The following is a 13831-nucleotide window of genomic DNA, read 5'->3' as shown; positions in this document are numbered from 1 at the left end:
GCCGGAGCCGCCGGTGTCAGAGGTCAGGGAAGCAGTCGATTCGTCAATAAGCACCAGATCAGTGTAGACGGGAACCGGTACGGCATTTCGCCGCGCGGGCAATGGCCCCGCCGCCCCGCTAGGATGGGAGCCATGAGCAACGAGACGAACAACGAACCGCAGTATGACGACGGCATTCTCGACAGCAACGCGATCAGCCCGACCGACGAAGCCGGCAACCCGATCCCGGTGACGATCCCGATCGCGCTCGCCCCCGGCGTGACGGTCGTGTACACGACGCGCCTCGGCGGCGTGAGCGCCGGTGACTTCGGCGACTGCAATCTCGGCGGCAAATCCGGCGACGCTCCGGCCGCCATCGAAGCGAACCGTGTGGCGCTCGCCAAGCAGCTCGGCTGCGGCCTGTCACTGGTCAGCCAGGTGCATTCGGCGACGGCGGTCGACGTGGACGAATCGTGGCATCTCAATACGCCGTTCGGATTCGACGTGTCCGGTACGCCCGGCCAGAGCGTTACGGACGGCGCCGATCCGGTCGTGGTCGAGGCGGACGGCCAGGTGACCAGCCGCAAGGGCGTCGCGCTCGGCATGTTCGCCGCCGACTGCCTGCCGGTCCTGTTCGCCGACCCGGTCGCCGGCGTGATCGGCGCGGCTCATTGCGGCCGCCGAGGACTCGTCAAGGGCGTGATCGGCGAAACCGTCGATCTCATGGTCGCCAAGGGGGCCGAGCGCGGCCGCATCGTCGCCACGTTGGGACCGCGCATCTGCGGCGACTGCTACGAGGTCGGCAACGAGGTCGCCGACGAATTCCAGAACCGGTTCCCGCTCACCAAGACGGTCACGCGCTTCGGCGGCGCGGGCATCGACATCGCCGAGGCCGCGATGATCGACCTCGCGTTCGCCGGCGTGAACCAGGTCGTCGACTCCATGCCGCGCGTCCACGCCGCCACGCAATACCTCGAAGCCGACGAGGAGCTCGCCGCGCTGTGTAGGACCGACGGCGAAGGTCCGGTCGATCTCGACGAGCGCATCGCGAACGTGAGCCACAGCATGTGCACGCTCGAAAACCCGCTGTGGTACTCGCATCGCCGTGCGGTCCTCGCCGGCAAGCAGCGCGAGGGACGCCTGCTTGCGTTGATCATGATGCAGTAGAGGCGTGTGGTGGGGATGTCATGCTGATCTGACGTGGTGGCTTCGGCGCCCTCTCAGTCGGCTTCGCCGACAGCTCTCCCTGACAAGGGGGAGCAAGAAGTGATTACGGAACGAGCGCACATGCGAGAAGCGGCTCCCCTGGAGAGGGAGCGAGAAGTTGGTTTGAAGCACTGGACGGCTTCCCCTGACAAGGGGGAGCGGACAATGGGGTAACCGCGCATATTCCGTGCAGAAGCGGTGTGGTGCATGTCACATTTGTCCCTGCACGAATTACGGTGGTGCCTATGAGTCAGAGCAAGAGAGCAACCAACGTGCCCGTCGTGGCGGTCGTGCTGGCGGCCGGGTTCGGCACCCGTTTCGACCCGAACAACCCCAAGCAGCTCGTCTCGGTCGGCGGCAAGCCGATCGTGTGCTGGAGCATCGAGGCGTTCGAGGAGAACCCGCGCGTCACCGACATCATCGTCGTGGTCAACCCGACCGTGCGCGCCACCGTCGAGGAACTCATCGAGCAGGCCGGCTATCCGAAGGTGCGCATGATCATCAACGGCGGCGCGGAACGCGTCGACAGCACGGCGGCCGCGCTCGGGGCGCTCGCCGACGCCGGCATCCCGGCCGATGCGAAGATCCTCATCCACGACGCGGTCCGTCCGTTCGTCGAGCAGCGTTCGATCGACGGCTGCATCGACGCGCTCGACGAACTCGACGCCGCCACCGTCGCCTTCGCCAGCACCGACACCGTATTGCTCACCGAATTCCGTGACGGACGCAAGGTCGTGCGTCAGGTGCCCGACCGTCCGCACACGTTCCGCGCGCAGACGCCGCAGGCATTCCGGTTCGACACGATCCGGCACGCGTACGAACTCGCGTCGGCCGATCCGTCGTTCCATCCGACCGACGACACGCGCGTCGTCGTTGACTATCTGCCCGACGCGGCGGTCGCCGTGGTCGACGGCAGCGAAACGAACCTGAAGATCACGACGCTCGCCGACATTCCGACCGCGGAACGGATCGCGGCGGCCCGGCTCGGCGGCGGCACCGGCGAGCCGTCGGCGCGGATGGCGATCGGTCCGGGCGATCCCGTGGAGTCGTTCGGACCGTCCGAACACAGCACGATGACCCGTGAGGAGGCCAAGGCCCGCATGCACGCCATCTTCGCCGAGGCCGCGCGCGGCATGCGCCGCTAACCGCCGGCCGGCAACCGTTAGGATGGGAACCATGCAGCAGCTGACCGTGGTGATTTCCGGATTCGACCATTATGACGGCGTCGACGTCAACCCGTGCGTCGAGGTGCCGCGCGCGCTCGCGCAACGCGGCGTCGCGTTCGACGTCTCGCAGCCGCCATTCGACGAGGCGGACGGCGGATTCGGCGTCACCGTCCACGCGGTGAGCCTGCCGGTCAGCTACACGCGCGCATGGGCCGTGCTGCACGAGGCATTGGAGTCCGTGCATCCGGACATCGTCATCGCCACCGGACTCAAGCACACGGCGCGCGGCGTGATGCTCGAACGCTGTGCCACGAACCAGATCAGCGACGGACGTCCCGACGCCGACGGCATGGCGCCGCCCACCGGCCCGATCCGCGAGGACGGTCCGGCCGCGTACTGGACGCGACTGCCGTTGCGGTCGATCCTGCGTGATTTCGCACATGACGGCGTGCCCGCGTCACTCAGTTCCGACGCCGGCACGTTCGTGTGCAACTCGCTGTTCTACCGGCTGCTCGACTGGACCGCGCGCCAGGACCATGTGCTCAGCGGATTCGTCAGCCTGCCCCGCGTCGCCGAGGACGGGACGTCGGACGGTGCCACGGGCGCCGCGCAGGGGCACGGGGTGCCGTTGGAGCACCTGATCGAGGCATGCGGAGACGTGGTGCGCGAAACGGCGCGTTACCGGCTCGAACCGTCGTCCGGAGACATCCTGATCGCCTGATTCGCCCGGCCGGAAGCGTCGTTTCTCGAACAGAGATTGTGGCTTCTGTAAGAATGATGGTTATCCAGCATGTATTCGGCTCGGATGCGCTAAAGTTCTGGCGTGGATGGTCCCGCTCGGGACTAGGGGTGTCTGAACAGATGGTGAAAGGACGTTGGCATGGTGGATCGTTTCCCGATCGTGTTGCGGGGGTACGACAAGGAGAAGGTGGACGAGGCGTTCGAGACGGCGCAGAACACGCTGGTGTCGCTGCGTGAGCAGATCCAGCAGTATGACCGTCAGATCCTGACCCTGCAGTCGCAGCTGCAGGAGGAGCGCAACAAGAAGTCCTCGCAGAAGAACTCGTTCGCCTCCCTCGGCGCGAACGCCCAGCAGATGCTGGCCTCGGCCGAGCAGACCAGCGCCGAACTGCTGTCGCGTGCCAAGCAGGACGCGAAGTCCACGAAGGACGCGGCCCAGGCGCAGGCCGAAACGCTGATCAACAACGCGCGTCTCGACGCGCAGCACATCGTCGACGACGCGAACGCGAAGGCCAAGTCCATCCTGCACGAGGCACGGACCCAGGCGCAGACCACGACCACCGCGGCGCAGGAGGAGGCCGCCCAGCTGCGCGGCGAAACCGCGAAGGTCGTGTCCGAACAGCGTCAGGCCACCGATCTGGAGATCAACAACGCCCGTGAGGAGCACACCAAGCGCATGGCCGCCGAGAAGGCCAAGCAGGAGCGTGAACTGAGCGAGCTCAAGGCCGCCGCCACCGCGCAGATCGCGGCGCAGCGCAAGGCCGCCAGCGAGGAGATCACCCGCCTCAAGAGCGAGAACAACGACCAGATCGAGGCCGCGCTCGCCGAGGCGAACAAGAAGCTCGCCGACGTGCGCGAACAGGTCTCCAAGATGAAGTCCGACGCGCAGCGCAAGGCCGCCGAAATCACCGATGCCGCCAATTCCAAGGCGCAGGGCATCCTCGACGAGGCCGAGGTGCACCGCACCAAGACCATGAGCCAGGTCAACGCCGAGGTCGAGCAGATCCGCACCGACATCGCCGCACAGCAGGACGAGGCCACGAAGAAGGTCAACGAGCTGCTCGAGCATCTCGAGGAGCGTCGCGTCGCCGCCAAGAAGGAGGCCGACGAGCTGATCGGCAAGGCCAAGACCGTGCGCGAGGACGCCGACGAGTATTCGGCGACCAAGCGCAAGGAGGCCCAGGCGCAGGCCGCCGAGATCCTGCACAAGGCCGACGCGGACGCGGCCGCGCAGATCGAAAGCCGCCGTCAGGCCGCGCAGGCCGAGATCGACGGTCTGACCTCGCACATCGCCGAACTGCAGCAGCGCGAATCACTGATCACGCAGCGCGTCACCGAACTCAAGGCGATGTTCGCCAACGCGTTCGGCAACTTCATGACCGCTCCGGCCGCCGACGTCCCGGCCGATGACGCGCAGAACGCCGGCGACGCCGCGGACGGTGCCGCCCAGCAGCCGGCCGAGCCCGCAGCGGAGCCGTCCGACGCGCAGTGACATCCGGCGAGTGACGTTCGTTCCCGGATCGTGTGTGAGAGCATCGCAACACGGCCGTGAACGGTAACGCGGGTCGAGTAGACTGGACATGTTTGTCGCTACGGCACCCCGTTCCCTGACGATGACCGCCATGCGGCCGTCGGGGGAGCGGGGTGCCGTAGCATGTGCGGGCTTGCATACCCAAGCCTGAAGTTTTCGATACGAAGGAGATCGCATGAGCGAAATCACCGCTCTGAGCGCCGACGCGCTGGGCAAGCTGCGTGACGAATTCGACGCCGACGGCACCAACCGTCTCGCCATGAACGCCGTGACCGCGGCCGGCATCGACAAGGTCGCCCGCAACTACGACCGCGCCCGCCTGCTGCAGCGTCGTTTCTCGACGATCGTCGACAACGGCGAGGTCACGCACCAGGACCGCTCCGGCCGTTGCTGGCTGTTCAGCTCGCTGAACGTCGCGCGTTTCGTCGCCAAGAAGAACATGAACTTGAAGGAGTTCGAGTTCTCGCAGAACTACGCGATGTACTACGACAAGCTCGAGCGCGTCAACTACTTCCTCAAGGACGTGGCCGCCCTCGTGGCCGCGGGCGAGCCGAACGACTCCCGCCTCATCAAGCACCTGCTCGACGACGTGATGGGTGACGGCGGCCAGTGGACGATGGCCATGAACGTGTACAAGAAGTACGGCGCCGTGCCGAAGGACCTGTTCCCGGAGACCGAGTCCTCCAAGAACACCGGCCCGATGAACACGCAGCTGCGTCACATGCTGCACACCGCTGTCGCGCGCCTGTTCGCCGCCGCCGGCGATGCCGAGAAGACCGCCGAGATCGTGTCCGAGGCGACCGCCGCCGGCCACCGCATCCTGACCATTCACCTCGGCGAGCCGCCGGTCTCCTTCGACTGGGAGTGGACCGACAAGGACGGCGAGTTCCACCGCGACGGCGAGCTCACGCCGGTCGAGTTCTGGAAGAAGTACGTCGGCTCCGCCGATCTCGAAAGCTACGTGTGCCTCGTGGACGATCCGCGCCAGGAGCACGCCAAGGGCAAGAAGATCGGCATCGAGCACCTCGGCAACGTGGCGGGCGGCGACCCGACCGAGTACCTGAACGTGCCGAACCAGTTCATGAAGGACTGCGTGCGTCAGATCCTCGAAGAGCAGGGCATCCCGGTGTGGTTCGGCGCCGACTGCGGCCCGTTCATGGACCGCGTCAACGGCGCGTGGGCGACCGACCTGTTCGAGTACGACAAGGTGTACGACTTCGACTTCGACCTGAACAAGGAAGACCGCGTGCGCTACTGCGACTCCGCGATGAACCACGCGATGGCGTTCGTCGGCGTGGACGTGGCCGAGGACGGCAAGACCACCCGTCGCTGGCGCGTCGAGAACTCGTGGGGCAAGGACATCGCCGACAAGGGCTACTTCACCATGAGCGACGACTGGTTCACCGAGTACGTCTACGAGGTCGCCGTCCCGAAGGCGATGCTCCCCGCCGAGTATCAGGCCGCCCTCGAAGAGCCGGCCACCATGCTCCCGGCTTGGGATCCGATGGGCGCTCTTGCCTGATCGAGCCCAGCGGGCTCGATCAGGCAAGAGCGCCCGAGGCGACAGGCCGTGTAACGAACAGTCCAGTGGACTGTTCGTAGGCCTGGCGGACGGCTGACAAGCCGTCCGGAATGCCGAGGGCAGAAACCAGCCTCGCCGCAGGCGAGTCCGTAATTGCGTAAGCCCAACAAGGCTTGGCTCCCAGAGTCATCCCGTGTGGCGGTTTTTACTCGCTGAGCACCTACTCAGCGAGTAAAAACCGCCACACGCATATTGCGGGGCATACGTGCGGCGTTTCGTTGTGACCATAGGCATCCCATATCCACATTCCAGTCTCGAATTACCCAATCCCGCACCCCTCGACTATCCTGTGTTCGGTATCGCAGCACGCGGCATCGTCGTACGCAAAGAGACACAGCAGCAGAGGAGAACATCATAATGGCAGCACTTCGCGGTCCGGACAGTTCCGAGGACGAGCGTCGTCTGAGCACGAACGCCGTGTTCCCCGAAACGGTGGACGTGAACATCCGCCAGCTCGACCCGATCCCGGCCCCGCGCTATTTCCTCAAGGAACTGCCGCTCACCGACGAGATGAGCGATCTCGTCCTGCAATCGCGCCAGCAGATCCGCGATATCCTCCACGGTCGCGACGACCGTCTGCTCGTCATTGTCGGCCCGTGCTCCATCCACGATCCGAAGGCCGCGCACGAGTACGCGACCAAGCTCGCCGCGGTCAACCGCGAGCTCAATGACCGTCTGCTCATCGTCATGCGCGTGTATTTCGAGAAGCCGCGCACCACGATCGGCTGGAAGGGCCTGATCAACGACCCCGATCTCAACGGCCGCTTCGACATCCGCAAGGGCATGTGGCTCGCCCGCAAGGTGCTCACCGACGTGCTCGGCCTCGGCCTGCCGACCGCTACCGAATGGCTCGACCCGATCACCCCGCAGTACATCTGTGACCTGATCAGCTGGGGCGCGATCGGCGCGCGCAACACCGAATCGCAGGTGCACCGCGAGCTCGCGTCAGGCCTGTCGATGCCGGTCGGCTTCAAGAACGCCACCGACGGTTCGATCAAGCCGGCCGCCGACTCATGCTATGCGGCCGCGTTCGAACACCACTTCCTGTCCATCAACCTCGACGGCCGGGTCATCTCCGCCGAAACCAAAGGCAACCCGGACTGCCATCTCGTGCTGCGCGGCTCGAACACCGGTCCGAACTACGACGCGGAATCCGTGGCGAAGGCGCTCGCCGACCTCAAGAAGTCCAAGGCGTCCGGTCCGAGCGAACACGGTCTCGTGATCGACGCGGCGCACGGCAACTGCGGCAAGGACGAGAAGGTCGAGGCCGAAGTCGTCGAGAACATCGCCTCTCGTATCGCCGCCGGCGAGCAGGGCATTCTCGGCGTGATGATGGAAAGCTTCCTCGTGGCCGGCCACCAGAAGCCCGCGCCGCTCGACCAGCTCGTGTACGGCCAGTCGGTTACCGACTCGTGCGTGCCGTGGGATCGCACCGAGCAGCTGCTGCACACGCTTGCCGACGCGGTCGCCACGCGTCGCGCCGCCTGATTAACGTGAATGAGCCGGTCAACCCTGACCGGCTCATTCGTATTGCGGCCTTTTCACAGACTTTGAGGCAGATCCCGCCGCGTGCAGAGGTCTTTCTTCGAACTTTGAGGCAGCGTCTCTTGGGAGCCGGCTCTGAGCGTGTGGTTAAGGGGGTGTGTTCACGGGTTTTGCGTGCTCTCGTCTGGCGCGGCTGCCTCAGGGTTTGCAGAAAGACCCTGTTCCCGTCGAGAATCTGCCTCAATGTTTGAAGAAAGCCTCACCTCGGACGCCTTGACTGGCATCAGCGCCGTCATGCACGGTACTCCGACTGCGGTGAAGGCCGTTCATTTGTTCCCGTGATTCCTTATCCTTGGGGAAGATCAAGGAATTACAAGGAGCATCATGCAGCAGCAGAACAACATGGGGGGCGCCGCGTACCACGCCGGCCCGCAGCCGCTGAACACCCCTGAAGAGTTGCGCGCCATCCGACAGGCCATGCGCGAGGGCAAGAACCCGCTCATTTCCACCGACGTGCCACGTTGGGAGGACCAGGTCGGCGTCGACCGGATCATCAACCGTCGCATCGTCGAACTCGAACCGTTGCCCACGCCCGCTCAGGTACTCGCCGAACAGCCGCTGACCCCGCAGGCGCAGGAGATCGTCGCCTATTCGCGCGACGAGATCCGCGCATGCCTGTACGGCCAGGACGATCGTCTGCTCGTGATCGTCGGCCCGTGCTCCGTGCACGACCCGGCCGCCGCGCTTGACTACGCGCACCGGCTTGCGCGCGTGATGAAGGAGGTCGAGGGCGAACTGCTCATCGTCATGCGCGTGTACTTCGAGAAGCCGCGCACCACGGTCGGCTGGAAGGGCCTGATCAACGACCCGGACATCGACGGTTCGCATAACATCCGCAAGGGCCTATTGCTCGCCCGCAAGACGCTGCTCGGCGTGCTGGACGAGGGGCTGGCCGCCGCGACCGAATTCCTTGAGCCGACCAGCCCGCAGTTCATCGCGGACGCGGTGAGCTGGGGCGCGATCGGCGCGCGCAACACCGAATCGCAGGTGCACCGCCAGCTGGCGTCCGGCATGTCCATGCCGATCGGCTTCAAGAACGCGACCGACGGTTCGGTCAAGGCCGCCGTCAACGGCTGCTACGCGTCCGCGCAGCAGCACACGTTCTTCGGCATCGACCACATGGGCCGCGCGTGCGCGGTCGAAACGCTCGGCAATCCGGACTGCCACGTCGTGCTGCGCGGCTCGATCCACGGCCCGAATTACGACGCCGAGTCCGTCGCCCGCGCGATGGACGACATCCGCGCGATGATGCCGGCCGAGTCGGCCGCCGCGCACGGACTGATCATCGACTGCTCGCACGGCAACTCCGGCAAGGACGAGCATCGCCAGGCCGAAGTGGTGCGCGACATCGCGCGACGCATCGCCGACGGCGAGACCGGAATCACCGGCGTGATGATGGAAAGCTTCATCGAAGGCGGCAATCAGCCCGCCGCGCCGCTCGACCAGCTCGTCTACGGCAAGTCGATCACCGACAAATGCATCAGCTGGGAGGACACGGAACGTCTGCTGCACGAGCTCGCCGACGCCGTCTCCGCCCGCCGCTGGAAGTGACTGAAAGGAATCCACATGACCACCATCGCCATCATCGGCGCACTCACCGAAGAAGTCGCGCACATCGCCGGCTCGCTGAACAACGTCGAACACGACCGCGCTGCCAGCCTCGACGTGTCGCGCGGCACCATCGAAACCACCGACGGCAAGACCATCGCCGTCGCCGCAACCGTCGGCGGCATGGGCCTCGTCAACGCGGCCGCCACCACGCAGCGCCTCATCGACGCCTACCGGCCGGACGCCGTCATCTTCTCCGGCATCGCCGGCAACCTCAACACCCACCTGCACATCAACGACGTGGTGCTCGGCGGCACGCTGCGCTACCTCGACACCGACATGCGTCTCGTCGGCCAGTGGACGCCCGGCACCGAGGAGACCCCGGTCGAGGAATTCCACTCCGACGACCGCTTGCTCGCGCTCGCCGACGCGGCCCTCAACGACATGGGCATCACGCATATCACCGGCATCATCGCGTCCGGCAACTATTTCGTCGACTCGCCCGAGCAGGTCGCGAAGACCATCCACGACACCGGCGCCGACGCGGTCGAGATGGAAGGCGCGGCCGTCGCGCACGTCGCCGCCCGCAACGGCGTGCCCGCGCTCGTGATCCGTGCCCTGAGCGACAACGCCGACACCGATTACGAGGTGTTCAAGGAGTTCGACATCTCCGAATACGCGAACACCGCCGCCGCGCTCGCCGTCAACATCCTCAAGCGGCTGTAAGTCGGAATCCGCCGCCCCAACGTGAACAGCCGTTGAACTTACGTAGCCGTGCGTGCAAACTACGCATGTCGCCCACTACGCTGGAACCGTAGCATTCGTTTCGCGCGGAAGGGTTGTTTCCATGATGTGGTGGCAGATCGCACTCATCGTGCTGCTGGCTATGGCCATGGCCGCGGCCATAGCCGCCGTGCTCGCCTATGACGCCGGCCGTCGCCGCGGCGACGCTCAGGTCGCCGAGCTGTTGCGCGACCCGGCCCGGCAGTCGCTGTTCGGCGAGGGTGTGCCGGTGCGCGACGCCGAACGCGGTCTGATCGAGGTCGCCCCCGAATCGGTCGTCATCTGCGACGCGATCGGCAACGTGCGCTACTTCAGTCCCGGCGTGAAACAGTTCGCGCTCGTCGATCACGGCCTCGACTCCGACGAAATCAAGGATTTCCTTTCGCTCACCGTCGCGGACGGTCGGGCGCGCGAACGCGAGGTGACGATTTCCGCCGATCTCGGCCACCGGTCCGACGCGGCCGACGGTCGCGGCGTGCGGCCGGGACAGGAGGTTCCCTCGGATCTGCTGTATCTGAGGGTGCGCACCGGTCGCATTGTGGACGGCCTGTACGCGGTGTTTCTCACCGACATGAGCGAGCAACGTCGTTTTGAGGCGATGCGCCGTGATTTCGTCACCAATGTCTCGCATGAGCTGAAAACGCCGGTCGGCGCGATCTCGCTGCTCGCCGAGACGATCACCGATGCCGCGGACGATCCGGACGCGGTGCGGTATTTCTCCGGCCGCGTGGTCAAGGAGTCGAACCGGCTGACCGAACTCGTGCGTCGTCTGATCGACCTGCAGAAGGCGCAGTCGATGGAAGGCGTGGTCGAGATGAAACCGGTGTCGGTAATGACGGTCGTGCGCGATGCGATCGGCGAGAACCAGCCGCAGGCCGACGCCAAGAACATCGCCATCCGGCTGACCGACAACGGCACGTCGGTGCCGCTCGTCGTGCCCGGTGGCGCGGACGATGGTTCCGCGGCCGAGGTCGGCGACGAGGTGACCGTGATGGCCGACGACGAGTCGCTGAAAACCGCCGTCAAGAACCTCGTCGAGAACGCGATCCACTATTCGCCCGCGCATACGGTCGTTGCGGTCGGCGTCGCCGAGCAACACGGCAAGGTCACGATCCGCGTGGTCGATCAGGGCATCGGCATCCCCGCCGAATCGCTGGGACGTGTCTTCGAACGGTTCTACCGGGTCGATCCGGCGCGCTCGCGCGAAACGGGCGGTTCCGGGCTGGGGCTGGCGATCACCAAGCATTGCGTGCAGGAGTGCGGCGGCACGATCTCCGTATGGTCGCGCGAGGGCGAGGGGTCGACGTTCACGATCGAACTGCCGGCCGCCGGCGACGATCGCAAGGATGCGAAACCTTCGGCATGACTACGTTGATATAGTTCGCGCGATGAGTTACGTAGTTGGGGAAGTTCGTCATATTCGGTTCACCGAACGGCTACGATATTGCCTCAGCAGTGAGATCGTCGCCTGTGCCGGGACGAGATGAGACGAAATCAACAGAGGAACAGGACTAAGGACAGATGACCCGCATTCTTATCGTTGAAGACGAGGAGTCGTATCGAGAGCCGCTGGTGTACCAGCTCACGCGCGAAGGCTACGACGTGTCCGCCGCCGCGACCGGCGAGGAGGGGCTGGAGCTGTTCACGCACGGCGGGTTCGACCTGATCCTGCTCGACCTGATGCTGCCCGGTCTGGACGGCACCGCGCTGTGCCGCCGCATCCGCGAGCAGAGCCGCGTGCCGATCATCATGCTCACCGCGAAAAGCGCCGAGATCGACAAGGTCGTGGGCCTTGAGATCGGCGCGGACGACTATGTGACCAAGCCGTACTCGTTCCGTGAGCTGCTCGCGCGCATCCGCGCCGTGCTGCGCCGCAACCAGATGGTCGCCGAAGTGGCGGGCAACGCGGACGGCGACATGCCGCTGACCTGCGGCGACATCGTCATGCGCATCGGCCAGCATCAGGTGAGCGTGCGCGGCGAGAACGTGTTCTTCCCGCTCAAGGAATTCGAACTGCTCGAATACCTCATGCAGAACAAGGGGCGCGTGATGACGCGCCACCAGCTCATCGACCGCATCTGGGGGTCGGATTACGTGGGGGACACGAAGACGCTCGACGTGCACGTCAAGCGCGTGCGCGCCAAGATCGAGGTCGACCCGGCGCATCCCAAGTACCTGACCACCGTGCGCGGGCTGGGATACAAGATCGATACTCCAACGGAGTGACGCTTCGCGTCACGCAGTACTCAGCGCGTGCGCTGGTGCGCACGGCTATGAACAGTCCACTGGACTGTTCATCCACGGAGTGACGCTTCGCGTCACGCAGTACTCAGCGCGTGTGCGTACGTCCCGGCTATGTCAAAAACGACGTAGCCGGGGCGTAGTCGTATTGATTGGCAACTGTTCATCTTACGTTCACCGATTTTGGCGGACCGGCCGCCAAACCTCCCATAATCTTGAACTGTCAAAAGGAAATATTGACAGAATAGAGAGAAACAGACATGCGTAAGAATGTTCTTTTCCGTTCCATCGCGGCCATTTCCGGCCTCGCGATGCTGGCCTCCCTCGCGGCCTGCGGCGACAACACCGCCTCCACCGATAATGGTTCTTCCAACAACAACTCTTCCGACACCACCGCCAAGTCCGAGCCGATCTCCGGCAACTTCAACGGTGCCGGCGCCTCCTCGCAGAAGTCCGCGGTCGACGCTTGGGTCGCCGGCTTCCAGGCCACCAACCCGGACGCCAAGATCGCGTACGATCCGTCCGGCTCCGGCTCCGGCGTCAAGACCTTCCTGACCGGCGCCACCGCGTGGGCCGGCTCCGACAAGGCCCTTGCCGACGAGGATGTGGACGACTCCAAGTCCGTGTGCGCCTCCGGCACCGCCTTCGACATCCCGGTCTACATCTCCCCGATCGCCGTGATCTTCAACCTCAAGGGCGTCTCCGACGCGGGCAAGCACATCAAGATGGACGCCGCCACCATCGCCAAGATCTTCGACGGCAAGATCACCAAGTGGAACGACCCGGCCATCGCCGACCAGAACAAGGACCTCGAACTGCCCGACCTCGCGATCACCGTCGTGCACCGTTCCGACAAGTCCGGCACCACGCAGAACTTCGTGAGCTACTTCAAGGATCAGGCCGCCGACGCATGGTCCTACGACCTGTCCGAGAACTGGCCGAACTCCGTCGGCCAGGGCGCCAAGGGCACCTCGGGCGTCGTGAGCACCGTCAAGCAGGCCGACGGCACCATCGGCTACGCTGACTTCTCCGCCGTCGGCGACCTCGGCACCGTGGCCGTCAAGGTCGGCGACACCTACAACGAGATCTCCGCCGAAGGCGCGACCAAGGTCGTCGACGCTTCCGAGATCGACTCCTCCGTCAAGGGCGACAACCGCGTGGTCGTCAAGATCAACCACGCCGCCACCGGCGAAGGCGTCTACCCGATCCTGCTGGTTTCCTACATGATCGCCTGCCCGGAGTACAAGGACACCAAGACCGCCGAGTTCGCCAAGTCCTGGCTGACCTACGTCACCAGCTCCGAAGGCCAGAAGGCCGCCGCCGCGGCCGCCGGCTCCGCCCCGCTGCCGGACGCGATCGCCCAGAAGGACGCCGCTTCCATCGAGGCCATCAAGACCAAGTGAACCGGTCATCCGGACGCTGACTGAAGTGAAATCCTGTAGGCCGCAGTCGCATCACGCGGCTGCGGCCTACAGGCGGTCAGGTTCCGAATACGGTTCGCTCGTTCAT

The 13831-nt window shown here is 65.2% G+C and carries 10 protein-coding genes and 1 pseudogene; all 11 read left to right on the top strand.

The window, feature by feature from the left end:
* Positions 1 to 132: 132 nt before the first annotated feature.
* The 11 genes and pseudogenes from GFD25_RS05345 to GFD25_RS05295 all read left to right on the top strand — a co-directional run bounded on the left by GFD25_RS05345 (position 133) and on the right by GFD25_RS05295 (position 13725).
* Positions 133 to 1146 carry a purine nucleoside phosphorylase YfiH/LACC1 family protein gene (locus GFD25_RS05345; protein ID WP_163230692.1) on the top strand — a complete coding sequence of 338 codons (1014 nt, stop codon included), beginning with the start codon at positions 133 to 135 and terminating at the stop codon, positions 1144 to 1146.
* A 284-nt stretch (positions 1147 to 1430) separates the two neighbouring features.
* Positions 1431 to 2330 carry an IspD/TarI family cytidylyltransferase gene (locus tag GFD25_RS05340; RefSeq protein WP_163230690.1) on the top strand — a complete coding sequence of 300 codons (900 nt, stop codon included), beginning with the start codon at positions 1431 to 1433 and terminating at the stop codon, positions 2328 to 2330.
* A gap of 31 nt (positions 2331 to 2361) precedes the next feature.
* Positions 2362 to 3072: a pyroglutamyl-peptidase I gene (locus GFD25_RS05335; RefSeq protein ID WP_163230688.1), complete on the top strand. Its 711-nt coding sequence runs from the start codon at positions 2362 to 2364 to the stop codon at positions 3070 to 3072.
* Positions 3073 to 3231: 159 nt separating this feature from the next.
* Positions 3232 to 4527, top strand: a pseudogene (locus GFD25_RS05330) (cell division protein); the annotation flags it as partial.
* 271 nt (positions 4528 to 4798) lie between these two features.
* Complete coding sequence (locus GFD25_RS05325) at positions 4799 to 6145, top strand: C1 family peptidase (protein WP_163230684.1); 1347 nt, start codon at positions 4799 to 4801, stop codon at positions 6143 to 6145.
* A 417-nt stretch (positions 6146 to 6562) separates the two neighbouring features.
* Positions 6563 to 7693, top strand: coding sequence for a 3-deoxy-7-phosphoheptulonate synthase (locus GFD25_RS05320; protein ID WP_163230682.1), 1131 nt, complete (start codon positions 6563 to 6565; stop codon positions 7691 to 7693).
* 381 nt (positions 7694 to 8074) lie between these two features.
* Positions 8075 to 9301, top strand: coding sequence for a 3-deoxy-7-phosphoheptulonate synthase (locus GFD25_RS05315; RefSeq protein ID WP_163230680.1), 1227 nt, complete (start codon positions 8075 to 8077; stop codon positions 9299 to 9301).
* Positions 9302 to 9316: 15 nt separating this feature from the next.
* Complete coding sequence (gene mtnN, locus GFD25_RS05310; protein ID WP_163230678.1) at positions 9317 to 10024, top strand: 5'-methylthioadenosine/S-adenosylhomocysteine nucleosidase; 708 nt, start codon at positions 9317 to 9319, stop codon at positions 10022 to 10024.
* 121 nt (positions 10025 to 10145) lie between these two features.
* Positions 10146 to 11447, top strand: coding sequence for a sensor histidine kinase (locus GFD25_RS05305; RefSeq protein ID WP_163230676.1), 1302 nt, complete (start codon positions 10146 to 10148; stop codon positions 11445 to 11447).
* 155 nt (positions 11448 to 11602) lie between these two features.
* Positions 11603 to 12307, top strand: a complete 705-nt coding sequence (locus GFD25_RS05300) for a response regulator transcription factor (RefSeq protein WP_163230674.1) — start codon at positions 11603 to 11605, stop codon at positions 12305 to 12307.
* A 275-nt stretch (positions 12308 to 12582) separates the two neighbouring features.
* On the top strand, positions 12583 to 13725 hold the full coding sequence (locus tag GFD25_RS05295) for a phosphate ABC transporter substrate-binding protein PstS (RefSeq protein WP_163230672.1): 1143 nt from the start codon (positions 12583 to 12585) through the stop codon (positions 13723 to 13725).
* Positions 13726 to 13831 lie beyond the last annotated feature (106 nt).

Origin of the sequence: Bifidobacterium aerophilum (assembly GCF_010667685.1) — a bacterium.
GTDB classification, from domain to species: Bacteria; Actinomycetota; Actinomycetes; order Actinomycetales; family Bifidobacteriaceae; genus Bifidobacterium; species Bifidobacterium aerophilum.
Note: the sequence above shows the minus strand (reverse complement) of the source record. Positions and strands in the feature narration are given on the sequence as shown.

Excerpts from the sequence above, each read along its gene's own strand:
- GFD25_RS05295 (WP_163230672.1), top strand. The coding sequence starts at position 12,583 with ATGCGTAAGAATGTTCTTTTCCGTTCCATCGCGGCCATTTCCGGCCTC.
- GFD25_RS05320 (WP_163230682.1), top strand. The coding sequence starts at position 6,563 with ATGGCAGCACTTCGCGGTCCGGACAGTTCCGAGGACGAGCGTCGTCTG.
- GFD25_RS05345 (WP_163230692.1), top strand. The coding sequence starts at position 133 with ATGAGCAACGAGACGAACAACGAACCGCAGTATGACGACGGCATTCTC.
- mtnN (WP_163230678.1), top strand. The coding sequence starts at position 9,317 with ATGACCACCATCGCCATCATCGGCGCACTCACCGAAGAAGTCGCGCAC.
- GFD25_RS05335 (WP_163230688.1), top strand. The coding sequence starts at position 2,362 with ATGCAGCAGCTGACCGTGGTGATTTCCGGATTCGACCATTATGACGGC.
- GFD25_RS05315 (WP_163230680.1), top strand. The coding sequence starts at position 8,075 with ATGCAGCAGCAGAACAACATGGGGGGCGCCGCGTACCACGCCGGCCCG.
- GFD25_RS05305 (WP_163230676.1), top strand. The coding sequence starts at position 10,146 with ATGATGTGGTGGCAGATCGCACTCATCGTGCTGCTGGCTATGGCCATG.
- GFD25_RS05325 (WP_163230684.1), top strand. The coding sequence starts at position 4,799 with ATGAGCGAAATCACCGCTCTGAGCGCCGACGCGCTGGGCAAGCTGCGT.
- GFD25_RS05340 (WP_163230690.1), top strand. The coding sequence starts at position 1,431 with ATGAGTCAGAGCAAGAGAGCAACCAACGTGCCCGTCGTGGCGGTCGTG.
- GFD25_RS05300 (WP_163230674.1), top strand. The coding sequence starts at position 11,603 with ATGACCCGCATTCTTATCGTTGAAGACGAGGAGTCGTATCGAGAGCCG.